Annotated in this window: 19 protein-coding genes and 1 pseudogene; 18 read left to right on the top strand and 2 right to left on the bottom strand. The window is 33.8% G+C overall.

All coding sequences use genetic code 11. The annotated features are described in order from the left end of the window. Positions 1-59: 59 nt before the first annotated feature. Positions 60-986, bottom strand: a complete 927-nt coding sequence (locus ACSVDA_RS12065) for a DMT family transporter (protein ID WP_485883497.1) — start codon at positions 984-986, stop codon at positions 60-62. Positions 987-1,809: 823 nt separating this feature from the next. Between ACSVDA_RS12065 and ACSVDA_RS12060 the strand changes: the two genes are divergently transcribed. The 10 genes and pseudogenes from ACSVDA_RS12060 (at position 1,810) to ACSVDA_RS12015 (ending at position 10,764) form a co-directional block, all read left to right on the top strand. Then, positions 1,810-2,502, top strand: a complete 693-nt coding sequence (locus ACSVDA_RS12060) for a response regulator transcription factor (RefSeq protein ID WP_485883495.1) — start codon at positions 1,810-1,812, stop codon at positions 2,500-2,502. A gap of 89 nt (positions 2,503-2,591) precedes the next feature. Then, positions 2,592-4,817, top strand: coding sequence for a sensor histidine kinase (locus ACSVDA_RS12055; protein WP_485883493.1), 2,226 nt, complete (start codon positions 2,592-2,594; stop codon positions 4,815-4,817). 287 nt (positions 4,818-5,104) lie between these two features. Then, a complete protein-coding gene (locus ACSVDA_RS12050) occupies positions 5,105-6,232 on the top strand; it encodes an MGDG synthase family glycosyltransferase (RefSeq protein WP_485883492.1) in 1,128 nt (375 codons plus the stop codon). A 100-nt stretch (positions 6,233-6,332) separates the two neighbouring features. Beyond that, on the top strand, positions 6,333-6,962 hold the full coding sequence (locus tag ACSVDA_RS12045) for a DedA family protein (RefSeq protein WP_485883490.1): 630 nt from the start codon (positions 6,333-6,335) through the stop codon (positions 6,960-6,962). Positions 6,963-7,048: 86 nt separating this feature from the next. Then, positions 7,049-7,861, top strand: a complete 813-nt coding sequence (locus ACSVDA_RS12040) for a patatin-like phospholipase family protein (protein ID WP_485883488.1) — start codon at positions 7,049-7,051, stop codon at positions 7,859-7,861. Between the two features lie 332 nt (positions 7,862-8,193). Then, positions 8,194-8,727: a GrpB family protein gene (locus ACSVDA_RS12035; RefSeq protein ID WP_485883487.1), complete on the top strand. Its 534-nt coding sequence runs from the start codon at positions 8,194-8,196 to the stop codon at positions 8,725-8,727. Between the two features lie 255 nt (positions 8,728-8,982). Beyond that, positions 8,983-9,357, top strand: a complete 375-nt coding sequence (locus ACSVDA_RS12030; protein WP_485883485.1) for a hypothetical protein — start codon at positions 8,983-8,985, stop codon at positions 9,355-9,357. Next, positions 9,347-9,661: a hypothetical protein gene (locus tag ACSVDA_RS12025; protein ID WP_485883484.1), complete on the top strand. Its 315-nt coding sequence runs from the start codon at positions 9,347-9,349 to the stop codon at positions 9,659-9,661. Before ACSVDA_RS12030 ends, ACSVDA_RS12025 begins: the two co-directional genes overlap by 11 nt. A gap of 152 nt (positions 9,662-9,813) precedes the next feature. Beyond that, positions 9,814-10,200 (top strand): annotated as a pseudogene (locus tag ACSVDA_RS12020) (M23 family metallopeptidase); the annotation flags it as partial. 327 nt (positions 10,201-10,527) lie between these two features. Beyond that, positions 10,528-10,764 carry a hypothetical protein gene (locus tag ACSVDA_RS12015; protein WP_485883482.1) on the top strand — a complete coding sequence of 79 codons (237 nt, stop codon included), beginning with the start codon at positions 10,528-10,530 and terminating at the stop codon, positions 10,762-10,764. A 136-nt stretch (positions 10,765-10,900) separates the two neighbouring features. Here the strand turns inward: ACSVDA_RS12015 and ACSVDA_RS12010 are convergent, their stop codons facing one another. Beyond that, on the bottom strand, positions 10,901-11,176 hold the full coding sequence (locus ACSVDA_RS12010; protein ID WP_485883480.1) for a hypothetical protein: 276 nt from the start codon (positions 11,174-11,176) through the stop codon (positions 10,901-10,903). Positions 11,177-11,704: 528 nt separating this feature from the next. Between ACSVDA_RS12010 and ACSVDA_RS12005 the strand changes: the two genes are divergently transcribed. The 8 genes from ACSVDA_RS12005 to ACSVDA_RS11970 all read left to right on the top strand — a co-directional run bounded on the left by ACSVDA_RS12005 (position 11,705) and on the right by ACSVDA_RS11970 (position 24,180). Beyond that, positions 11,705-12,283, top strand: a complete 579-nt coding sequence (locus ACSVDA_RS12005) for an Ig-like domain-containing protein (protein WP_485883478.1) — start codon at positions 11,705-11,707, stop codon at positions 12,281-12,283. 697 nt (positions 12,284-12,980) lie between these two features. Then, a complete protein-coding gene (locus ACSVDA_RS12000; protein WP_485883476.1) occupies positions 12,981-13,418 on the top strand; it encodes a hypothetical protein in 438 nt (145 codons plus the stop codon). Between the two features lie 16 nt (positions 13,419-13,434). Beyond that, on the top strand, positions 13,435-14,247 hold the full coding sequence (locus ACSVDA_RS11995; RefSeq protein ID WP_485883474.1) for a hypothetical protein: 813 nt from the start codon (positions 13,435-13,437) through the stop codon (positions 14,245-14,247). Between the two features lie 117 nt (positions 14,248-14,364). Continuing rightward, a complete protein-coding gene (locus tag ACSVDA_RS11990) occupies positions 14,365-14,802 on the top strand; it encodes a hypothetical protein (protein WP_485883473.1) in 438 nt (145 codons plus the stop codon). Between the two features lie 395 nt (positions 14,803-15,197). Continuing rightward, positions 15,198-18,446: a hypothetical protein gene (locus ACSVDA_RS11985; RefSeq protein ID WP_485883471.1), complete on the top strand. Its 3,249-nt coding sequence runs from the start codon at positions 15,198-15,200 to the stop codon at positions 18,444-18,446. 15 nt (positions 18,447-18,461) lie between these two features. Then, complete coding sequence (locus tag ACSVDA_RS11980) at positions 18,462-19,079, top strand: S-layer homology domain-containing protein (protein ID WP_485883469.1); 618 nt, start codon at positions 18,462-18,464, stop codon at positions 19,077-19,079. A 49-nt stretch (positions 19,080-19,128) separates the two neighbouring features. Then, complete coding sequence (locus ACSVDA_RS11975) at positions 19,129-20,571, top strand: hypothetical protein (protein WP_485883467.1); 1,443 nt, start codon at positions 19,129-19,131, stop codon at positions 20,569-20,571. Between the two features lie 12 nt (positions 20,572-20,583). Further along, positions 20,584-24,180, top strand: coding sequence for a M23 family metallopeptidase (locus ACSVDA_RS11970; RefSeq protein WP_485883465.1), 3,597 nt, complete (start codon positions 20,584-20,586; stop codon positions 24,178-24,180).

Here is a 24,180-nt window from a genome sequence, read left to right as displayed (position 1 = left end):
GTTAAAACCTCTGCCAAAGCTATTCTTTTCAGCTGAAAGTAATAAGATATAATGGGCGTTTAGTCATGAATGACAGTTGATTTTTGCGTCATTTGTTTAGGCATATTTATGCCTTTTATATTTGCTCCGACAACACCTATGATAATCATAATAGTGCCGATTAAGTGATAGGTGTAAAACGTTTCATGTAGAATGAAAACACCTGCAAGTATACTTACAATTGTTGAAAGGTTCATGAATACAACCGACTGTGAAGCTTTCATTCTAGATACCATGTAATTGCTTAAGAAAGATGTAACTACAGAAGATAAAATCGCTAAGTATAACATCGGTAAAACAAAATTAGCTTTTAATAAAACTGTAAAGTCAGCTTTTTCAGGTGAGACAAAAAGTACTAAGTTAAACATGATCATGCCCATGCCCATCATTGCATACGTTAATTCGATTGGTGAAAATTGTTTAGAGAACTTTCTTGCCAATACAGTATATAAAGCCATTGATACAACAGATAAAAAGATGAGTATAATACCGAGCATATTTGCTTCACCGTCAACGCCTTTCATAATAGTAATGTAACTTACGCCTCCTACAGAAAGCAGAATAGAAGCTTTCTGTATTGTTGTCGTGCTTTCTTTTAACATGATAGCTGCGAATAGCATGACAAAAATGGGGACTAATGCTGTAATAATACCAGCTTCACTTGAAGAAGCATATTTCATTCCATAAGTTTGAAATGAAAAAGAAAGTACAGGTTGAACGATTGAGAATAATATAAGCGGGAGTATGGGTTTATGTCGAAAATCTACACGTATTACTTTTAAAAAAACAAATGCTGACATGACAATAAATGCAATCGTAAAACGGTAGGATAATATAGTTAAAGGTGAAGTTTCACTTACAATATTTTTTAAAAATAAAAAGCTGAAACCGACTATGCCAGCACTTAATATACCAGCAAGAATAGGTAATAGATTGTATTGTTTCATCTTTCATTCCTCCTAGTTGCTAAACTCTTATGTATAGCATACTTAAAGGAAGCTAATCGTACATCAATGAATAGGATGATCATGACCTACTACTTTAGCCTGAGTCTCATCTAGTTAATATCTACATAAAAACTACCGTTCCGACTGACCTATTTGCTTACGCTTTTTCGTAAACTTTGTGTCATCCGTCCCTAAAATTAGTATTTTTATTTATATGTCATTGTTTTTCATATGAAAAAATGCCAAAAATACTAGTTGTTTATGTGTTTATTTTTAGTACGATAAACACGTAAACAGCTTTTACTTATATGTTATTAACTTGCCATCATTAGTCAATGTTTAAGGTTACTTATTGCAGAACTAAGCTAAAAAAGGTAATAAAACATATAACACTACAAATAATATATTGATATAATTAATATGAAATACCATTTTATAACATTAAATTTTTCGTATATTACAAACACAGATATTAATTTCTTTGTTGCTTGTTTTTTCAAATAGGGTTAATGATGTGTAAATGTAAATGATTTATTACAGTCTTTAGAGAAAAAAAGATGTCCCGAGCTTTAGTTGTTTTCATATGTAGCATTTTTTACGATAAAACAACAATGACTGCGATAACAGCCTAATGTTAAAGATAAAACATTGCAGAATTTAAATCGAAGAGAGTTGCATTATCATGTATTCCTATGGAAGTCATAGAACAAAGCTTAAGGTGATTGTATACTTTCCTTAAGAAATTCTTCATATTTTTCTAATCCAAATGTTAAGAAATGACAAGTATAATAATGAGCAAATGAGTAGGAGATGAGGTGTAATGATGAACGAATATACAATTCTAGTTACCGATGACGACAAAGAGATAAGAGATGGCATTGAGATTTACCTTAGTAATGAGGGATATAAGGTCATAAAAGCAGCAAATGGAATTGAAACACTCCAGCAGCTTGAAAATAATGAAGTACATTTGATCATAATGGACATCATGATGCCACAGATGGATGGAATTGCGGCAACATTTAAAATACGAGACAAGTACAATATTCCTATCATTATGCTCAGTGCAAAAGCTGAGGATACAGATAAAATTCATGGACTTTCAGTAGGAGCTGACGACTATATTACGAAGCCATTTCATCCGATGGAGCTCATTGCGCGTGTAAAATCACAAATGCGCAGGTATGTACAGTTAGGCACATATCATGAACAACAAACAATTACTGAAGTAAATGGCTTAGTGCTTGATCAGGAAGCAAAGGAAGTGAAGCTAGACGGCAAATCAATTAAGCTTACACCGATTGAGTATAAGATCACTGAGCTATTATTACTGAATGCAGGGCGTGTGTTTTCCATTAATGAAATTTATGAACGAGTATGGAACGAGCAAGCATATAACGCTGAGAATATCGTAGCAGTGCATATTCGAAAAATACGTGAAAAAATAGAAGAAAATCCAAAAAATCCTCGTTATGTTAAGGTTGTTTGGGGAATTGGTTATAAGATTGAGAAGTAACCTCTTCAAGAAAGTTCGCAAACATATAGATAGACAACGTTTTAATGGATTTTTTATAGCTTAGACAGTGAAAGAAGGGGGTTTGTAAAATGAAGAAGAATTTATATAAAACAATTGGTTGGAGCTTATTAGTAAGCATAATTCTGATTGCAGTAACTTCAACTCTAGAAAATGCACATCGATTTTTCGGTATTCAAGATTATTTTCAAACCGATGAATTTCAATCAGAATACCATAACTATATAAGAGAATTAAGTTCAATTGTGTTAAATAACCCTGATAAGGAGAAGTTGAAGGATACAGTTTCTGTTTCTCAACAAGAAATAGATCAGTATAGATTTTACTACGGGGACTTAACTACGCAAATTCAAAATATACAGGCGCAATACCAATCACGTATTTCAGAAGCGGAGGCATCAGATAACACCTCTGTGAAAGATGCTCTTACGAAAGAACGAGACGCAAAAATAGCTGACATACAAAAAAACTTTGAAGATGATGCATATGTCGAGAAAAAGATAAAAACAGTTATTAACACAAATATTGATTCGTATATAGCGGAACTGAACAAGGAAAAACAAGGCTTCGTGTCTGATTACACATATTTCTCATATGAGTTGAAAAATATTGAAACAGGTGAAACCTTTTCATCTGGAGATGTGTCAGAAAAAGCTGCGTTTACTATCGAATTCAGTAAAAAGAATGGCTATTTAAAGGCATCAGAATATTTAGGTAATATATCATACTATATCGGTGGAGAGTACAACGAAGAAGAAATTGGAATTGATGTTAATAATAAAATAACCACATTATTAAAAGCTTCTCCATCTACATTTGAAGGAAAAATAACTATACCAGCTTCAAACATGAATCAATTAGAAAGGGCACAATATTTTATTTATCAAAAAAATCTGACATTAATCATGATGGCAATAGCTGTTGTTGCTTTATTAATTATATTATTAATATTTAAATTTCGTAAATCTTGGTACGTAGATAGTTCTGTAAAAAGACAATATGAAAAATGGCCATTAGACATAAGGCTTGTCTTAATTTTGATCAATGGTTGGATTGTCATGATATTTACTTTCATGCTTATGCAAGATTATTATGCATTGTTTTCATATTATAATTATCAAAGTGTTGAAGGGCTATTATTTAATCATTTCATTCATTTATTTGCAATATGGTTTGGCATATACCAAGTTGTATGGACGTATGATGAGCTAAAGCAAGGATTGGGCTTTATCGAAACACTTAAAAACGGTATCGTTGTTAAAAATATAAAGTTAGTAAGGGATGCTTTTTTAAAAACCGCTATCGGGAAGCAAATGTTGGCGATATTAATCGTTATCTTTTTTTGGGGGATTGGAACTGCAATTGCCTTTGCTAATTCTTACGATGATGGTTTAATCATGTTTTATCTTATTTGTGTCTTCTTCATCGGTATACCGTCAATTTTGTTTCTAATGAAAAGGATTCGTTATTTAAATCGTGTATTTAGAGCAACCGAACAAATGGCAAGTGGCACATTACTTGAACCAGTTCCAGAAAAAGGAAAGTCGGTTATAGCTAAGCATGCGAAACATCTTAATAAACTAAGAGCTGGAATTAAGACGTCACTAACAGAGCAAGCAAAAAGTGAACGATTAAAAACCGAGCTTATAACAAATGTAAGTCATGATTTAAGAACACCTCTGACCTCAATTATCACATATACCGATTTGTTAAAAAATCAGCAGTTGACTGAGGAAGAGAGAAATGAGTATGTAAATATATTAGAACGAAAATCCAATCGATTAAAAATACTCATTGAAGACTTGTTTGAAGTATCTAAAATGGCGAGCGGGAATTTAGAGCTTCATAAACAACAGGTAGATTTAACACAATTAATACACCAAGTAATTGGTGAACACCAAGAGGATATTGAAAAATCCGGTCTTGATTTTCGGGTAACAATTCCAGACACTTCAGTTATGAGCTACGTAGACGGACAAAGATGGTGGCGTGTGTTAGACAATTTAATCGTTAATGCACTGAAGTATTCACTTACAGGTACAAGAGTATATGTTAGTCTAAAGCATGAAAATAACCAAGCAGAATTTGTTGTTAAGAACATTACTAAATATGAGCTTGGTGAGAATATTAACGAACTACTTGAAAGATTTAAACGAGCAGATACATCACGAGCTACAGAGGGATCTGGCTTAGGGCTTGCGATTGCTCAATCGATCGTTGATTTACATGGTGGTACATTACAAATAGATCTAGATGGCGATCTATTTAAAGTAATTGTTAAAATACCAACATATTAGAGTTGGGATTAGAATAAATTTACATTTATGTCAGGGGATCATTTATAGTAATAAGGACACTTCTTCGTAGAATGATAGGCACATTTATCATATGAGAGAAGTGTCCTCTTTTTTTATCTTAGTTGTTTTTGCATCGATTGCTCTGAATCCAAATTAAGAAATAAAACACACCCTCTAATACTTTTTCTTTGAAATTTTTTCTGTTGTGATTTTAATGAGAATAGTAACAATATTTAAGAAGAGAGCCTTAACTGGAATTTTAATCATATGAAAGGGAGAGAGCAGGAATGAAAAAGATATTATTTTTGCCATTGTTAAGTATGCCTTCCGGACATCATCAAGTAGCAGAGTCATTAATTCATTCACTTAATAGGACTACTAATGGGATTACAACGAATAAGGTTGACCTTCTTAGTTACTCTCATCCAGCTTTAGAAAAATTTATTACAGCATTTTACCTCAAATGGATAAAAGTATCACCTAAAACGTATAAGTGGGCATATAATAATTTCGGTAATTCAAAATCAACAACCTACTCATTGCAATGGTATGAAAGGTTGTTTTTAAAAAACATGAAGCAGCTTATTCAACGTGAACAACCTGATGTTATCGTAGCAACACATGGCTTTCCATCGTTTTTAGTTAGCCGCTTAAAGCAAAAGAGAATGATTGATGTTCCGTTAATTAATGTTTATACAGATTTTTTTATTAACAATGTCTGGGGAAGAGATGGTGTAGATTATCATTTTGTACCGAGTGAGCACATACGTACTTCCTTAATAAAGGAAAGTGGGGTGACTGCAGAAAAGATAATTGTGACTGGTATTCCTATTAATGACAAGTTTAATCGGTTGAACCGACAGTTCGAACAAAAACAAATCCATCATATTTTGTTAGCTGGTGGAAGTTGTGGCTTAGGAAATATGGTAGACCTTCTAAGACAAATAGAACATCCAGCAAAGGATTTTCATTTTTCCGTATTATGTGGAAATAACGTGAAGATGTATGAAGAGTTAACAAACTGGAAAAAACCATATATTACGCCGTTGCAGTATCTTTCTTCGCGAGATGAAATGAATGATTTGTATGAAAATGTCGATGCTATTGTGACGAAGCCTGGCGGTGTAACTGTTAGTGAGGCTTTGCATAAAAAGTTACCAATCTTTGCAATAGCTGGTTTACCAGGACAGGAAGAAATTAATTTATCTTACCTTCAAAGTGAAAGCTTAGTGTATAAACTTGATTTGAATATGTCTATCTCATCACAGATCATTGAGAAACTAACGAATAAACAGGAATGGATTGAGCACCAACAAAGAATTGAAGGTTATGTACAGACGTGCCAGATCGCTTCTAAGAAATTATTAACAGTAATAAAAACTATTAACAACAAAAAGGTAGATAAGGTTGGGTAGTTTATGTAAAAGGTGAAATGGTTAACAGATTAATAGGATAATCTGTGATTATTGAAATCTCTAAACCAGCATCTTATATAGGAAAAAGGGTGAAAGATAGATGAATATACTAGAACTTATACAAAATCTAGGTAAGATTGGTTTATTTATATCTATGTTTTTAGAAGGCTCATCTATACCATTCCCTGGAATTGTGGTCGTTTTATCGTACGGTCTGTTGCTAAATCCTAGTCATATGGAGATTGTACTCATCTCACTTGGTATGGCAAGTATGTATACGGTAGCGAGCCTCATTCCTTATGTACTCGGTGCAAAAATGACCTTCTTATTCCCAAAGAGATTTTGGATAAGTATGGAGAAAGCTAGATGTTGGTTTAGAAAGTATGGAGTTTGGAGTATCTCTTTATCAAGACCATTCGGTATAGGAAATTATATTTCTTATGTAGCTGGTATAAGTAAGGTAAAGTTACGAATTTATCTTGTTCATACTTTTTTTGGCATCCTGCCATGGTCAGTTGCCGTTCTCATGATTGGCAAACTTGGAAATGTAACGAAAGTAAAGCAATTGTTTCAGGAATATGATGTATATATTTATCTCTTAGGCACATTAATTCTCATTAGTTATCTTATTTTATTGTGGATAAAGTTTAAAAAATATGCTGGAACTTATATGAAGGAGGAAATCGAGAACAGCAAACAACAACAAGATAGTGTAGCTTTGAACAAGTGAACTACAGTATAACGACATCATCATGTGTGAACTCTGAAAGCTGTTACCAACCTCTAATCAAAATATTGGGCTAGGAGGTAAATGGAATGATCAGAACAGGCTTATCGTTGAGTGGTGGCTCCATAAGAGGTGCTGCTCATATCGGCGTACTTAACGAATTGAATAAACAAAATATGGAAGTTACACATATCGCTGGAACAAGCGCAGGAGCTGTTATTGCCGGCTTATACGCTTGTGGTATGAAACCAGAAACAATGGAAAAGGAATTAGACGAACTTTCATTAAGAAAATTAATAGATATAAGATTGGGTAAGAAAGGGTTTGTTAAAGGCAAAAGAATTTATGACAAGCTACTACAGCTTACAGACGGCAAGCATTTTACGGATCTAGAGATTCCACTTGCAATAGTTAGTTTAGATCTGTTATCTGGCAAACTAGTTGTCATTCGTTCAGGTGAAGTGGCCAAAGCTATTCATGCAAGTGTAGCCATTCCTGGCATATTTGCACCTGTTAATTATGGCAATCAGCTATTAGTTGATGGATATATATTAAATAATAATCCTGTCGATATCGTAAAAGAAATGGGTGCTAAGCATATTACTGCTGTTTGCCTACGAGGATCAAAAGATCAACAGCCAAAAAATATATTACATCAGCTTTCAAGATACATAGGCGTAGCAAGTATATATCATACTAATCAGCTTGTAGAGAAATATGCAGATGTAATTATAGAAATTGATCTACAAGGTGTAGGTGGATTTCAAAAAAAATCCTTAGGTAAATTTGTAGAATTAGGAAGAGAGCAGGCATGTGATGCTTTTTCCATTAGTGAGCTCAACCAACTTACGAATAGTGGCATGTATCCTCAAGAATTCAGCGAGAAAAGGTTAACTGTCTAAAGTTAGTAAATTGAATGAAGAAAACGTACGAAGATTATTTTACAACTAAAAGTGAAAAATCTTGAGAGATTCATATATCGATGAATCTCTCAAGATGATGGTACGACAATTACCTATTGCAATGGCTATCTATAGGATGGTGGACTTACTTTATCTATCAATATAAGGCCATCGTGTTACTCATTGATCACTTATACTATCATGTGTTCCTATTGTTTCGAATTCCACAAATAGCTATTTGTTTTAATATCTTTTATATTAAGATTATCCTAATGGATATTATTTTTGGATAGTATGCACTAGAACTAGGTGATTTCAGGAGGGTGAAGGAAATGTTAGGTGTGAACAAAGGTGAAGTTAAGCTAGTAGAAAATAAATATTCACAATGGAATAGCCTGTATTTAGAAGAGAAAGAGACTTTGGATTTATTAATTGGTAACTATGTCAAAGATATTCAACATATAGGTAGTACAGCTATTCGGAGTATTTTGGCAAAGCCCATACTTGACATATTAGTTGGTGTTGAATCTTTAAGTGATATACAACAGTTTGATACAAACGTTCTGAAAGAAGAAGGTTATTATCATTTATCTAAAGTTGAAATAGAAGGTAAAGAGGTGTTTGCGAAATTTTTCAATCTAAATACTATGACTAAATCTCATATTCTTCATATCGTTGAATATAAAGGTGAGTGGTGGCAACAACATACGTTTTTCAGAGATTATTTAAATAATAATCCTCAAATGGCTAAAGAATATGAAGCACTTAAAAAGACCCTAGCTATTAAATATCCGAATAATGTATCAGCCTATTCCGACGAAAAAAATAGTTTTGTAGCTAAGGTTTTAAGTCAAAGGCAAAATTAAGATCAGTTTAAGAGTTGGTTATACTCTTCACAATTGATAACCTATAGGTCACTATAGGGGATAGGGCACCTTAATTGCAAAGGTGCTTTTTTTCAATGCTTGATATGGGATTTAACTCTATTGTAAAACTATCGAGTTGTGAAGACTTAGTATAAGACAGCTTTGATACTTAATTTTACTAATTCCTACACTTCTGTCTACTCTATAAAAAGTAGAGGACTCATAATTAAATACTTAACGAAGGAGGTGTGAATAATGAAAACTCCACAAATTTTTGCAATTGAAATAGCTACTATCAGTCTATCACTTTACTGGGGGGTTGTACTTTTATTGCCATGGGATACATTCAAGTCATCACATTCATACCTAGCCATGAGCGAGATAGGAACTGAAATAGAGTGGGCAATATTTATGACTTTTATAGGATCAGTACAATTTCTTAGCATGATAATCAACAACTATAATTTTAAGAGATTGAGTTTGATCATAGCTACAGGGGTGTGGTTTTTTGTTTCATCGATGTTTGCATTATCTAACCCAGTCTCTATTGCTGTCGGGACATACTTTATTTTCGGTTGTCTGACTGGTTGGGCATATTTGAAAGTAGGTGAATTAAAATATGGATGCTAGTACAATTTCTGCAATTTCCGGTTTAGTAGGAGTTATTGTAACAAGTATTGTTGGATTAATAGTAAACAAGATAAATAGCAGAAAAGATATAACTATCAATGATAGACAACAATTATCACAGGACCAATTACAATTTTATGACATGGTAATGAATGAAGTAACAGTACTACGAAATCGTGCTGACAAATTAGAAAAAGAGCTTTCAAACTGGAAACAAAGAGCTACGCAATTAGAATTAGAGAATAATGATCTCCGTGCAAAAATGGGTGTCTTAGAAAAGAAATTAGGCTTTGGAATTAGATAATATTTACGAGGTTGACAAGGTAGTTAATTATCATCTTCTGTCCTAACAATACAATACTCCTTGAGTATATAAGATTATACGGAGACAGAAAGCCATCATTTTAAATATGGTTATGAAGAATATAAAAGAAATAAATAGAGAGTGGTGATAGCATGTTCATTAAGCCTTGTGAAGGTAGGTTGAGTTCTAGGTTTAGAGATTCTTCAAGACCTGATCATCACGGAGTAGATATAGCAAAGGCTGGAATAGTAGAGGTTAAAGCTTCAGCCTCAGGGAAGGTCACGCGTTCGTATACTTCTAGTAGCTATGGTGAGTGTATATTCATAATCCACAATATAAACGGACAAGAATATGAAACTATTTATGCGCACATGAGAGAAGGCTCTCGTAAATATAAACAAGGACAGGCAGTTAAACAAGGTGACACAATTGGTCTTATGGGAAACACAGGAAATTCATATGGACAACACCTTCACTTTGAAATCCATAAAGGCAGGTGGAATGTAAATAAAACTAAAGCAGTTGATCCAATGAAATACTTTGTTGAAACAACTGAGGAAGTAAATAACCTATTGGAGGAGGAAAATGTATTGGATTTAACAAGTTATCAATATGACGACTTAGTTGAAATATATAAGGATGCATACCGTAAAGGGATATTAAAGAGCGATAAATGGTATAAGAAAGCAAGAGATAGAGAACTTTCACTTAGTGAAGCTACTTATTTAAATGCTGTTCTTTATTCACGTGCTTCTGTATGAAATCAAAAGTTTTAATAGAGTGGGATCATTTTGATATTGGGTAAAAAAACAATAATCGTCTGTCTGATTAGATTAAAGTAGAAATAGTAAAAGGGGGTATAAATTATGGATACACTAAAAACTAAATTGTCTAGCAGAAAATTTTGGTCTATGATTATTGGATTTATCAGTTCTTTGTTAGTTACATTCAACGTTGAGCCTAATACTGCTGCTCAAATTATTGCTATAATCACCTCAGTATCATCAGTAATAATCTATATTTTAGCTGAGGCGTACGTAGATGGTAAGAAGGTAATTGTTATTCAAGCAAGTGAAATAAAGGCACATAAGAACATAAACTAAAAATAAGCGATTTTGGACGTGCAATAAGCACGTTTTTTTATGTGCACTTTTATCAATCAAAGGTTTTCAAATTCAAATTAGTTTCCACTATAGACCATAATTAAAGAAATGGTATTCTTAACGATGAATACTTAATTTATTTTTCTATGCAAGAGTCTCTAACTTCTTCAACTATTTCATGGATTAGCTCTTTGTCAATAATTGCTTTTGCCCTAGTTAATGATCGAAACATACCTTCAATATTTCCATGAAATATCTTATAAAGTATAGGCTTAATTTCAGGATACTTAATTTTATTATCTTCTGCCATAGCAACTAAAGTTACGACAAGTTCATGGCCTTCAACAGCACCTTGTTGGTATTTCTGTTTAAGATAAGAAGCTAGTTGAACATTATATTTATTACTATCCATATTTAATTCCTCATTCCTATAAAAAATAGAAAGCATCTCTACAAAATTTTCTTATTAAGTGTGCCTAAATAGACATAAATAAATAAGCGTCTATTATACGCTGATTGTTTTCTATATAGTAATGATTTCCTTACACATATGATATTTCATATGGATAGATATTTAATCAATTACGTAAAATAAGTAGTTATAAATTTACTGTAACCATATTTAATTTATTCTCTTCTTTAAAAATTCTATCATATATATATCCCCTAAACAATGTTTTCGAATTTCTGAATGAAGTTAAAAACTCTTCATTGTTTGCAGTGTTTATTCTATAAATCCCAGTATAATAGAGTTTCACATATTTAACTATAGTTGATTCTACCATAAATCGGTTTGATTTACCATCAATTACCACTAATGAAATTGTGTTTTGAGGTTGTAATCACTTTTCCTAGGGTATCATCCATCATATATAAAATCAGAAGGTGTGTAGTCTTTTTCTATTACGTTCTATTCTATGGGAAAAGGGAGTGATTAATAATGTTTACTTATACAACTAATAAAGAAGTTTTTAACGACAGAGATTTTTTACCTGGTACGGCGGTTCATTTTCAAACAGGGACAGTTGAAGAAGGAGATTTTAAGGAAGGAAATGCAATTGTTGTTCTATCTACTTTTTTAAATCTTGAAGTTGATCTCTTTAATATCCATACGTACGAATTTGAGAGAATTTCTGTGCCAATAGAATCTTATATTAATGGTAAAGTGAAGCTTAAAGTTCTAACAATTGAAGGTGGGGATACTGGTTCAGAACCTACAGATATATATCCTCCAGGAGAAGTATTAGGGTTATATGTTGAACATTCAGATACAATAAACAATTTTTTCTGGACTAATACCTCTTCAGATTACCATCACATTAAAATACTTCGAGATGGTATTGAAGTTAGTACCGTAAATGCTGAGTCATTTTCAGAAACAGAAGTATTATCACCAGGTACAGAGCATACTTATACATTTATTTCAGTAGATATCGCTGGTAATGAATCTAATGGTACGGAAATTACCTTTACCATGAATGAACTAGGAGATACTACATTAAATAGAGTTGAAGCATAAAATGAGAAAAAATAAGGTTGTAGTGGGGTATCCACAACTCCAGTTTAATTCTTCAAGTGATACCTAGTTCCATAGTTAGGACAAGTGGATCAGAGCTGAAATGAATGTGAATTTTTATAATTTTCTTCACCTCATATCTATTTAGTAAAAAATTTAGTAACCTGTACCATTATATTCTTATTAAATATACAATCATAGAATATTTTTTCAGTATTATTTTACAGTATTGGATTTTTTTACTTAAACACATGTTAATCATTTTTTTAATACCATCCCAATCGACATATACGATTAGAGTCAAAGATAGTTTAATTAGTATATTAATGAATATATAGTAGCTCCCCCTTTCAAATAATTACTAAAGGTCTATAGGGAATTTTACTAGAGGGGTAGTGTAATATTTCCTACCTACCCTTAGTAAATTTTACTCTTAGAATAAAACAAATAATAAACATAACAAATAATATTTACTTTTATCATTCCTTCATTGGGTTAAATGGAAAAGAATTCTGCATGATTAGCTGCAATCTGTCTAATCTATGTCTACAGCATTTATTGGTATGCATCAACAATACTGTGAAATTCTGATGTAAGAGAGAAGGTTATGTGAACTGAAAAACGATCTAAATGTACAGATATTACACTTTTCTAGTTACAAACTAGTTATCTACGAAGAAGAAATAGGGGTGAATCTAAAGTGAAGGTTGCTTCTTTGTACAATAGTATATACAAAGTGTTAACTTCTGATGAAACTGTCCTAAACTACCTTGGAGCAGCAAATGATACTTTACTAATGGTTAGTGAAAATCGTATTCATATGAGACAAACCCCCCCTGACATTACTTCAAATTTACCGCTGATTACGTTTTATGCAAAACCAGGACAACGGTTGGATGATAATTTCATCGTTTACGAGAACAATTTTGCCTTTGACATCTACACAAACGATGATGTGACTCTGGCTCAAAAAATTGGAGATCGTATCTTTGAATTATTTGAAGGGGGTATACAGCCAGGTGTAGGGTTAGATTCATTTGACAGCACGGTAGTTTCCATGCATGAAAGCTCAGTGGAACTGTTTGATACTTACTGTTTCACAATAGTAATAAAGTTTTCGTATTCACTAGAACATTAATCAAGGAGGTAATAAGATGGCAAAGAAAATGATTATAAAAGGTGTAGGGACCTTTATGGCAAAACGTGCTTCTGATGACGGAAAAGGTATGGAAGTTATTACTCTTGGAACACTTCAAGATTTAAAGATTGATATGAATATTGAACTAGAGGATATTTTTGGTGGTGATGGCTTATTTGCTATTGATACAATTGTGAAAAATAAAGCTATTGAAGTATCAGCTACAGACGCTAAATTTGATTTAGATGCTCTTCAGCTAATGATGGGTTCAACTGTTCAAGAGGATGTTGAAGATTTTGTATGGGTGTTAAATGAACAAGCTACCCTAACTGCGAATAGTGTTGCTGCAGAAGCTACAGTAGAATTCGGTAATACTGTTTCAGGCGATGGCAATTTTTCTGTACGTTTGAAAGATAGCAACAAGCTTCTTGAAGAGGTAGAGTTTGTAGATGAAACAACAAATCCTGATGAAGGAAAATTCATGTTTGATTCTACGACTGGTAAGATTATATTGAATCAATCTTATGTAGGTTCAGATATTGTATTTAATTATCAACGGATGGAAACTGTGGATGTTGTTAATATTATAGCTGATGAGGTACCTTTCCCTGTTCATGTCGTACACCATGGGTCTTTTCTACAAAAAGATGGAACATATGCTGGAATTGAAACGGAATTTTATCAAGCTAGAGCGAAGGGGTCTTTAAGTATCGATAGTCAAAGGACTAATGCTAGTGCAACTTCTGTGACACTTCAAATCCTTGACCCTGAACGTGCTGATGGAAAGCTAGGTAGTATTAAACGATATTCATCAAATAAACGTTCATAGACTATATAAATAGACTGGTAGTAGTAGTAATGGGTCCTCCATTATAATTATTATCAGTCTTTTTATTTAATTTTTTCAATATCAAATCGTATATGAGAGAGGAGGAGGGATTTATTAATGATAAGTAATAAAGAACAATTAGAGAAACAACATTCAATGGAAATGAATAAGAATGCTGTCGAAAGTATTCAAAAAGGTGAAGTGCATGATGAAATTAGTAATGAAGAGAAAGAAAAGATTATTTTTCAAGACTGTGAAGCTATAACACTTAGGGATAATAAAACCTACTATATTCCACCACTAACACTAAAAAATGCACGCATACTTATGAAAAAGTTGCAGACAATCAATGTTGATGTAATTATATTAAACTTTTTACCTAGTGAAGATGGAAGCTATGATACTTCAAGAGAAAATGATCTGTATGATATTCTAGAAATGGCGTTTGTTAATTATCCAAATATAAACAGAGACTACATTGATGAATATATAGACTTAGACCAAGCACGGACAATAATTGACATACTAATTGGTCTGAATGCATTAAAAAAGTAACTGCTGAGGAAGGGGATTCGAAAGAAACTAACGAGGGGATAGTTGACAAGGAAACCGGTGAACAACTAGATTGGTCTACTATCTTCTTTAGACTCCACCATTATTGTAATTTAAATAAATGGGAGATCTACGAATACACCTTACCTCAAGTATCTGAATTACTAAAGTGTGTTGACAAACATGTAGAGTTTCAAATAAATATTACAGCTTCGCCATTTGGTTTTGGTGAGAAAGAAATCACTAAATCATATTCTGATAATAGTAACGATGAGTATCATGAAGTAACAGAAAATGATATAAACGAATTAGCTAAAATACTTGGCGGTGCTTAATTTCCCACTTTTGCCTAATCTATAGGTAAAGTGGGATTTTTAATATTGAGAGGTGAATAATACATGGCACAATTTAGTCTTATTGAGCAAATTAAAAAAGGTTTAGGTTTAACTGGTGAGAATAATGATAAACCCACATATGCTGACACTAATGTTTTACATGATAAAAGTGAATTTGAGCAAATTCTTCGAGGTAATGTAGAACAAGTTCTTTTGGAAAAACTTAATACTAACAAGGCTGGTACTACTGAAGTTACTTTTAATTTGTCTAAAGGTAATTTAGAAATGCCCCAATATGATTTAGGTAAACACATTGAAATGATCTTAAATAAAATTCAAAACGATGTCGATTCCAAGATGCAGAAAGGGATGCTAAATCAATTTAGTGATTTGTATAATTTGACACTAAGAAAGAATAAATCAAGCACTAGTAATGAAGAAAAAGGTAAATCAATTTTTAAAGAGGTCGATGAGGGTAGAGTTATAAGGAGATCACTAGTTGTCCAGTCAATAAAAAATGAGACAGAACAAATAAAGACTAACAAACAGTCTAACGTAGTAGATCAAAATAGATTATCAAAATACTTAGCTACAATTCATCAAAACCTATTGGTTAAAAGTGACCCTTTAAAAAATAATGATGATTCTAAGTCGATAAAGCAATTAGAATTGAATATAAAAAAAATGATCCTAAATATTAAAGATAATTTGGGGAAATTACAAATGAAGCCCCAATATGATTTAGGTAAATATATTGAAATAATCGTAAATAAAGTTCAAAACGATGTAGATTCCAAGGAGCAGGAAGGGATACTAAATCAATTTAGTGATTTGTATAATTTGGCACTAAGAAAGAATAGATCAAGCACTAATAATGAAGAAAAAGATATATCAATATTTAAAGAGGGCGATGAGAAAAGAGTTAGAAGGAAATCACTAGTTGTCCAGTCAATCAAAAATGAGACAGAACAAATAGAGACTAACAAACACTCTAACATAGTAGATCAAAATAAATCATCAAATTACTTAGCTACTACTCAACGAAAAGGTGATTCTAAGTCGCTAAAGCAATTAGAACTGAATATAAAAAAAATAATTCGAAATATTAATAAACTTGAACTAAGTTCAAACCATCTAGATAAGCTTGCCAAGCTAGTTAAAAAAATAAAATATGACGATGAAACCTTTCATAGGTTAACCGTAGATATACAGGAAAATAATAGAGAAATTAGAAGTATTGATAATAGTTTAGTATTACTAGCTCATTCAGTTACGGATATAGGTTTTAGTGCGAAATGGTTACGAAATCAGTTGGAGGCATTGAATTTAGAATTCAAAGAAGGCGCATTATCTATAGATAGATATGAAAATAAGTTAAGTCACTTTACAAATCAAACCAATGCTTCGACTATGAGTTTAAGCAGACTGCGTAAAGAAATAATTTTATTAAACGAGCTATATGAAAAAGAAAATAAAAATCTACTTAAAGATTCTGCGGATTTAACACATCTCGATAGCAATCTTCAATTCTTGCTAACCGAAACAACTGGTGGTAATTCAAATAATAATCCAGCTACCCAAAATAATAAAGGGCTACTCGAAACTTTAAAAACAAGAGTGATGGAAAAGGCTAGCGATGCATTAATAGAGACAGTCATAGGGGCTATGGATGATGTTACTGGTGGACGTAGTATATTAAAAAAGGGAAGGAATGGTTCGAATAGACGTGATGTAATTAGAAACGCTAGAACTCGACAAGGTGAAGTGCTACTTGATCGTGAAGGAAAAGTAATTTACATGGAAGATGTTCTAGAAGAAGACAGCAGACAAAGGTCACGAAGTAATAGAAATGAAATTATAGGAAAGCGAAGTAACAAAAAAAGTAAAACAAGGAATGTATTTGGTATGATCCCAAGTGGATCAAAATTGTTGAAAAGTGGATCTTCTTTATTAAAAGGGTCATTATGGACAGCAGCTATTGCTGAAGTAGCTGTTAAAGGGTATGATCTCGCATCTTCTGCTTTTCAAGAAGATTTTGAAAAACAAAAAATTCAAGCTGATAAGTTAGATGATTTGTCAAAGCAATATAAAAATTTAAGATACGGAAATCCTTTTGAGAAAGCAATTGCAGGAACATCCATCTTAGGAGATGCAATATTTGGAAGCATCAATAATATGTTAGGTGGTAATGAAGCAAGTATAGCTGAGGTATATGGTGGATTTAAAGATGTCTTGAATGCTTCAAGTGAAGAGGACTTAGAAAAACTCTTAAATAAACGGTATGATACATTAGGAATGAGAAAAGAAGCTAAAAAGCTAGAGGATGAATACGCTGCTAATCACGATCCAAACTTCAATTCATCAAAGGGCAAACCTAGTCTATTAGTAAAACAGGAAAAACAGTCTAATTACGAAACTGTACCAAGCAATCTATTTACAGCTATGAGTCGAGAGCTATCATTAAATCAATCTAATTACAACATTGAAAGTACAAAACTACTATTAACTGGAGTACGTTCTGATTCAGACCAGATAAGGCAGCTAATGAGAGAGTTATTCATAAAAAATAGTTCTATACTTGAAAGAACCTTAGAGAAATTGCGTGAAAGAATGGTTGAAACACCGGATAAAAACAGTGAAGCCTATAAAGATATGAAAGTGCAAGAAAGAAATCTTGAAGCACAATTAATGATAACTAAAGATAAAATAAAGAAAAATGAGATGAATCAATACGATAGTATTATGAACATGCTTTTAGAGAGCCTTTCTGTAAATGAAAATGAGTACAGTATACAGGAAAGTCATGCGAAATTGTCGGGAGCAACCGAGGATTCCCCATTACTGAACAAGATTGAGTTGGAAAAAGTCAAGAGTGCCAACTCAAAAATTGAACAAGCACAAACTGATCTTGGGAACTTGGCTAGACAATTAAATTTACAAGAAACTGATGTAGATTATATAAAAATACAGAATACTATTAAGGATTTAGAAGAGCAGCAGCTTAATAATTTAGTTGCCATAAAGTCTAATTTGACTAAGCAACAAAGCACATTTAATTTACCATCTGGTGTAAGAGTTATGAGTTACACAGAACACATGATGGGAAAGAACACTCAAAGAAATGTTACGACTCGTATGGGTGACAGCATTATTAATATTAATATAGATAAAATGAATGGAAGTCAGGAAGATATTGAAAAAATTAGAGACTCATTGACTAATGCTATAAAAGATACCAATCAGAAAATGATTAACGAATTTAATAGACAAGTATGGAGTGGGTTAGGAGCTGGATACAGTTCTCCATACTAAAGAAAGGTGATGTACATGCCGCAACAATTTCCGCATGGGAGTGCCAATGATAAATATAAACGCAAACTATTTGTAGATAATGGGTTTAAGTATGAAGAAGTAAAGGCTCGTATTATTGATCCTTACATAAACCCCGTGCCACAGCCTAACACAAAAGAAGTTAAGCTAATAAATGCCCCCTCTCACATTCAGCAGATGGGATTGGCTTCGTATAAGACTACCTTAACGTTATTGTTTGATAAGAAAGAGGATTATGCCAACTATGTAGCTTTTGTTGGGTGGGGACACAAATTTTATGATGAAAGAGGCGCCATTTTTATAGGCTCTGTAGAGTCTATAAAAGCGAACTCAGTTGAGGCTAATAAACGATATAAAGTGGAAATAAACCTAATTCTTATTAAGAAAGATCAAAACGACCACCATAAAAAGGATATGAAATTTCAGGATGTCGACCAATCATCATGGTTTTATACTGAATTAGATGAATTATCTAAATTAGGTATTGTCACGACATATGATACTAGTGGACAGCCGATGCTTTATTTCAGACCTCATGATAACCTAACTAGAGCGCAATTAGTAGCTCTAATGATGAGAACCAAAAGATTAGTAGAGAAGATATTAAGGGAATAGCCAAGTGCTATTCCCTTTGCTGTCTATACTATGGATGGAGGTGTTATCTATGATAAATTTTATTGATGTAGAGCCAGGGCATTGGGCTTATGAAGACATTACTGAAGCTGCAAATACACTTCTTGAGGATGGAACACCATTTATTCAAGGGTTATCTTACCAGGTATTTGAAGAAAATGCTCCTTATATTTACGAAGAAAAAAAAGCGGAAAAAGGGCAGATTAGATTTACTTTGAGTAAAAAGGTATCACCAACTGAAGAAAATCCATTATATGTTTACATAGACGGTGTTCAAAATAGTTATAAATCTACTTGGGTTGAAGGAGAGGAAACTTTTGTAGAGTTGTTCACATCCCCATCACAGGGAAGTATTGTCTCTTTCGTAAGTCCTGGTATTCCTAAAATGGATGAATTAGGTAGGCCGCTTCTTGTAACTGAAGCGTATTACCCTTCTTATCAGCTAGAGAAAGGTGATTCATATGTGTTTTATCCAGTTAATGGGTATAACGAATACTTAACTATATTCGGAAATACTTTAAAACGGGTATTCTTAACAGATGATGAATTAGAAAGTTCCGTATCGTATAACTCAGCCCAAGATTTAGCAAGGAAGTACATCGGGAGCCGTACTGATTTATATATAGTGTCATCTAGTGGAAGTGTTTACTTGCCATGGAACTACGAAGGAGTAACGGGGAAAATTACATATGCATACGAAAATAACGGTAAGAACAAGGCTACTGAGGAATTTCAAGCATGGTCGAATGGTGCATCAGATACTGAATATGAACCTTACCATAACGATAGATTCTTCCCTAACGTTTGGGTAAGTAGAGCTGAAACAATGCTGTTTATTGATAACCTTAGAAGGCATTTCTACAACCGCTTTACTGATTTTGATGCACCAGACTCCATTCTAGATTTTATAGAATTAGCCTACCAAGGGCAGCAAGTATTTCGACTGAATGGTACGTATCCATCCGGTCGAGGGGAAATAAAAGTCTATCAAAGAGTTAAAGGTACTGAAGATTGGGTAAGTTTATCCAAAGATCGTGACTATCAGGAATTCAATGACCATACTATTCTAATGATACAGCCAGTAGAGAAGGATACAGAGGTATGGTTTTATCACGAAAAAACGTATAGCGAGGACATGTATGACGTAGGTAGGAATGTACTTTATTACAATGATACAGACAATAGATCAATACAAGTAAACGGCACTACCGACGAATGGGTAAAGCCAGTATTATCACTGGATAATGAAAGCTTAAAGGACGGGAGTAAACTAGTAAATGGAAAGGTCATTCATAACTGGTTTGACTCTATTACACAAAGTATTCCGATAGTGGATGAATACTACAGACCAATATCAACAATTAGCAACGGTGAAGAAAAACATTTCTTTATGCCACATACGCCTATTCCTAGAAAAGAGGCTATTGTGTTTGTTAATAGGTTTAGACGATGGTGCATAGAGAGGTTTTTATAGGAGGTGGGTTAGATGCAGTTTATTCCTGAAAACTTAAAACAAGTTCTTTCAGATAGATTAAAAGCCGGGTTTATATCGAAACCAAAATGCCATGTAGAAGTAGACCGTATGACATATATTCCAGGTTATACGGAAGAAGTCGTATTCCATGATAGTGATTTTATCAAAACTGTAAATAAGAACGTGATAGGTGATGGGCATAACACATTGGTTAATTATATACCTGCCACCTTCCCGTTCAGTGGAAAGTCATGGTCAGGCATAAATAAAACATACTACAAAACTAGCAACTATGGAGTTAGGTGGGGAACTACTCATAAAGGTGTTGATTTAGCTTCTATTGGTAGTGCTTCAGATATTGTTAGTTTGTGGGACGGTAAAGTTGTGGCAGTTGATTATCAGCAAGATGGTGCAGGATATTATGTGAAAGTACTACATGACGATAATACTTTAACTAAGTACTTTCATATGCAGCAAGGATCTATTCCTGTAAAAATAGGGCAACAAGTAATTGCAGGACAAAAACTAGGTGTGGAAGGTGCTACAGGAAAAGTTACTGGTCGTCATTTACATTTAGAAATTTGGAGGCATGTAGATTCCGGTGGCAATGGGGGAGTCCATGTTGATCCAGTTCAGTTTTTAGATGGGAGTATGAAGTTACTTGGCGAGGTAGTATCCGGTGAAGCAGAACTAACGGAGCGTGGTTATCCTGGTGAAGTGATTCTAAATGAGGAGTTTAGGTCAAGGTCATGGGACGTAAATACGATATATGACCTTCTAACGCCACCTTCGGGGGTAAAGTATGAAGATAGACCCTTAGGAGATGGTGGTTTTGCGCCAACTTGGACTTTCAACTTCACAGAACATTCCATTCCGAAACTTGGGTTTAATATATCTATGCCTGAAAGTGGGTATTTACAAATAAATTTCTCTGGCAACTTCAGTGGCTCAGATGGAGACTTTTTACAGGTGTATGTAAATGACGAATTACTATACAGATCATCCGCATTTAATGGTATGGATAAGATAACGACAACACCTGATATACACTTACCAAAAGGTGAAGTACGAGTAGATATAACGTTTGGTTACGGAGGAAGGTATGCTGCTTCAAAATTAAAGCAGGTTTCCCTTCATTCTATTAAAGCGCAGACACTTGATAAAACGTATGAGATTCAGGCAAGTAATGATACTTATTCGTTTAACGAACAACACGGTGAGACAATAAATTTAGAAGTAGGCAAATTTGTTTACTTAGACACATTGATACTTCCTGAGGTTAAACAATGTGAAATACATAGAAGCTTGGACCAAGAAGCAGCAGAAGCTAAACTTACTCTTGCTAACCCAGACGGGGTGATGAGTCCAGATTACAACCCTTTCTATTTTCCAGATTTAGCTGCTAAAAATGCTCAATCATCCTACTCGTATATATTACCAGGTGGGTTTCATATCGGTGTTCTCTCTGAAAATACTCCAATTAGAATCTACATGGGATATGGTCACGATGATCACAGACCGATCCGAACGTTTACAGGGTTAATAGATAGTGTAAACGTAAGTGGCGGCGATGGGACCATTTCAGTAACAGCTAGAGATATGTATAAAAAGATAATAAATACTACTTTGATGAGAAGGAAAGTTTACGGTTCTTCTGATACATCACTTAGTGTTACTACAAAAAATGTGAGTATTGATAGTCTATCAAGACGGGATCAGATCTATTACTGGGCACATGAAAAAGTTAAAGAATTTGCTTTGCCGTCCGACTGTGCTTATTTCTTATTGGCTATAGCATGGCATGAAACTCAGTTTGGAACAACAGGAGCAGGGCGTGACGAAAGTGGTTCGTTCGTCCTCGGTTATGGTGTATTTGATAGTGGAAAAGAAGGTAAGTATGCAGGAATTGAAACACAAATGCACTATGGGGCAAAGCGTATAAAAGATGCTTTATCAAGTAGAGGTTTTATACCAAAATCTTTTAATGATGTGAGTTATTTTTGGTCAGGTGGTGACTACGGAAACTATCAATGGGCTACAGATACGGGATGGCCTGTAGGTGTTTGGACAGCATATAAACAAGTTACAACTGAAAAAGGAAAATACCAACCCCCACAACTACCTTCTGGTGAAGTGAGTTCAGATAATACAGGAGAGCGGAATGTTCAGTGGTTAAAAACTGCGATCATCCAGGATTTAATTGGAGAGGCAGGGATGTATGGGTGGCGTTCTACTTTTGATGATATGTTATATCCTGACTCTATTGTAGAAGAGTCTTATGTAATAGAATTAAATCCTCGCAAAGGGACGGTCATAAAAGCCTTACCTGCTGAACAGGCTATTGAAGGGAATCGTTTTGAAGAAGTTCCTATAGATTCTGTTCCTTCAACTGATGGGTATTTGAACCCGTTAGTCGAACCAAGTGGAAAGACATTTCATGAATTTAAGTACCGTATTGCGGAAATCATCCAAGAACTTATTAAAGACACAGCTTACCGTAGTTATTGTGATAGGTTTGGGACATATAGATTAGAATTATTAAACTTCGAAGGTCCTGTCGTTACTAGCTTTAGGGATGATGAGAACCTAATTTCACTATCAAAAACCGTAGATCACACTCGCTCAAGAAGTCATATTGTAGTTTTCGATGACGGTATAAAGGACAGTGGTGACGATCTAACGGACAGATCCTATGCTAGTTTTATAGACAAAGAGCTTCTCCTCGAGTTAAAAGGTGAGGTTAGGACAATGACGGTTAATGTACCATGGGCAACAACTGATGCTATGAAAAGGGAAGTGGCTAAAAAGTTATTCTTTCAGATGAAGCAAATGTCAAGGACATTACAGGCATCTATTCCAGGTAACCCAGCATTAGATATCCTTGACCGGATTAAAGTTGTTGATCGAGACACTGCGACAAGTGCGACTTACTTCATTAAATCCATTAGAGATTCATTTGATGTGGAATCAGGGTACATACAAATAATTGATTTAACTTGGTCTACTACAGATCAACTTGTTCAAGTACCCGATATAGTCATCAACAGTGAGCCTAGTGTAGAAGGTCAAAAAGAACCACAGGTAAATCCTCCTGAAGCACCTGAGCCACCAGAATCTAGTCCTGAGAATGTGAAAGTACATACTTTTTATCCTAAAGGAACTAGATCATGGAGAGATAACTGGGGATGGAGAAGTGATAATGACTGGGTATATCAAGGCCAGTGGGAAGAGTGGGGACACCACAAAGGATTAATGTTCTTTGACTTCTCTGCAATACAAGATAGGGTCAAAGATCAAACTATTAAAAAAGTCAGATTGTATTTAGAGAGACACAAAAGGCATGGTATGTCGAGTGAGCAAAAGCCTACTTTTTGGTTACACAACCACAGTACTGCAAGTGGTAATCCAGGAATGGTTGTTAACACAAACTGGATAAGTAATGTTGGTTGGGCAACAGGTGATAAAAAATGGGTTACACTTCCTACTTATTTCGGTGAGGGACTTCAGAATGGTAATGCAAAAGGCATTGGTATCTATACGGACCAACAATCACCTTACATTTATTTTTATGGGAATAGTATTAAATTGGAGATAACAACGGAGGGGTAA

Source organism: Cytobacillus sp. Hm23 (assembly GCF_051842895.1).
Taxonomy (GTDB): domain Bacteria; phylum Bacillota; class Bacilli; order Bacillales; family SM2101; genus Nanhaiella.
Note: the sequence above shows the minus strand (reverse complement) of the source record. Positions and strands in the feature narration are given on the sequence as shown.

Excerpts from the sequence above, each read along its gene's own strand:
- ACSVDA_RS11995 (WP_485883474.1), top strand. The coding sequence starts at position 13,435 with ATGGCAAAGAAAATGATTATAAAAGGTGTAGGGACCTTTATGGCAAAA.
- ACSVDA_RS11980 (WP_485883469.1), top strand. The coding sequence starts at position 18,462 with ATGCCGCAACAATTTCCGCATGGGAGTGCCAATGATAAATATAAACGC.
- ACSVDA_RS11970 (WP_485883465.1), top strand. The coding sequence starts at position 20,584 with ATGCAGTTTATTCCTGAAAACTTAAAACAAGTTCTTTCAGATAGATTA.
- ACSVDA_RS12065 (WP_485883497.1), bottom strand. The coding sequence starts at position 986 with ATGAAACAATACAATCTATTACCTATTCTTGCTGGTATATTAAGTGCT.
- ACSVDA_RS12050 (WP_485883492.1), top strand. The coding sequence starts at position 5,105 with ATGAAAAAGATATTATTTTTGCCATTGTTAAGTATGCCTTCCGGACAT.
- ACSVDA_RS11975 (WP_485883467.1), top strand. The coding sequence starts at position 19,129 with ATGATAAATTTTATTGATGTAGAGCCAGGGCATTGGGCTTATGAAGAC.
- ACSVDA_RS12045 (WP_485883490.1), top strand. The coding sequence starts at position 6,333 with ATGAATATACTAGAACTTATACAAAATCTAGGTAAGATTGGTTTATTT.
- ACSVDA_RS12055 (WP_485883493.1), top strand. The coding sequence starts at position 2,592 with ATGAAGAAGAATTTATATAAAACAATTGGTTGGAGCTTATTAGTAAGC.
- ACSVDA_RS12060 (WP_485883495.1), top strand. The coding sequence starts at position 1,810 with ATGAACGAATATACAATTCTAGTTACCGATGACGACAAAGAGATAAGA.
- ACSVDA_RS12025 (WP_485883484.1), top strand. The coding sequence starts at position 9,347 with ATGGATGCTAGTACAATTTCTGCAATTTCCGGTTTAGTAGGAGTTATT.
- ACSVDA_RS12035 (WP_485883487.1), top strand. The coding sequence starts at position 8,194 with ATGTTAGGTGTGAACAAAGGTGAAGTTAAGCTAGTAGAAAATAAATAT.
- ACSVDA_RS11990 (WP_485883473.1), top strand. The coding sequence starts at position 14,365 with ATGATAAGTAATAAAGAACAATTAGAGAAACAACATTCAATGGAAATG.
- ACSVDA_RS12005 (WP_485883478.1), top strand. The coding sequence starts at position 11,705 with ATGTTTACTTATACAACTAATAAAGAAGTTTTTAACGACAGAGATTTT.
- ACSVDA_RS12015 (WP_485883482.1), top strand. The coding sequence starts at position 10,528 with ATGGATACACTAAAAACTAAATTGTCTAGCAGAAAATTTTGGTCTATG.
- ACSVDA_RS12010 (WP_485883480.1), bottom strand. The coding sequence starts at position 11,176 with ATGGATAGTAATAAATATAATGTTCAACTAGCTTCTTATCTTAAACAG.
- ACSVDA_RS12040 (WP_485883488.1), top strand. The coding sequence starts at position 7,049 with ATGATCAGAACAGGCTTATCGTTGAGTGGTGGCTCCATAAGAGGTGCT.
- ACSVDA_RS11985 (WP_485883471.1), top strand. The coding sequence starts at position 15,198 with ATGGCACAATTTAGTCTTATTGAGCAAATTAAAAAAGGTTTAGGTTTA.
- ACSVDA_RS12030 (WP_485883485.1), top strand. The coding sequence starts at position 8,983 with ATGAAAACTCCACAAATTTTTGCAATTGAAATAGCTACTATCAGTCTA.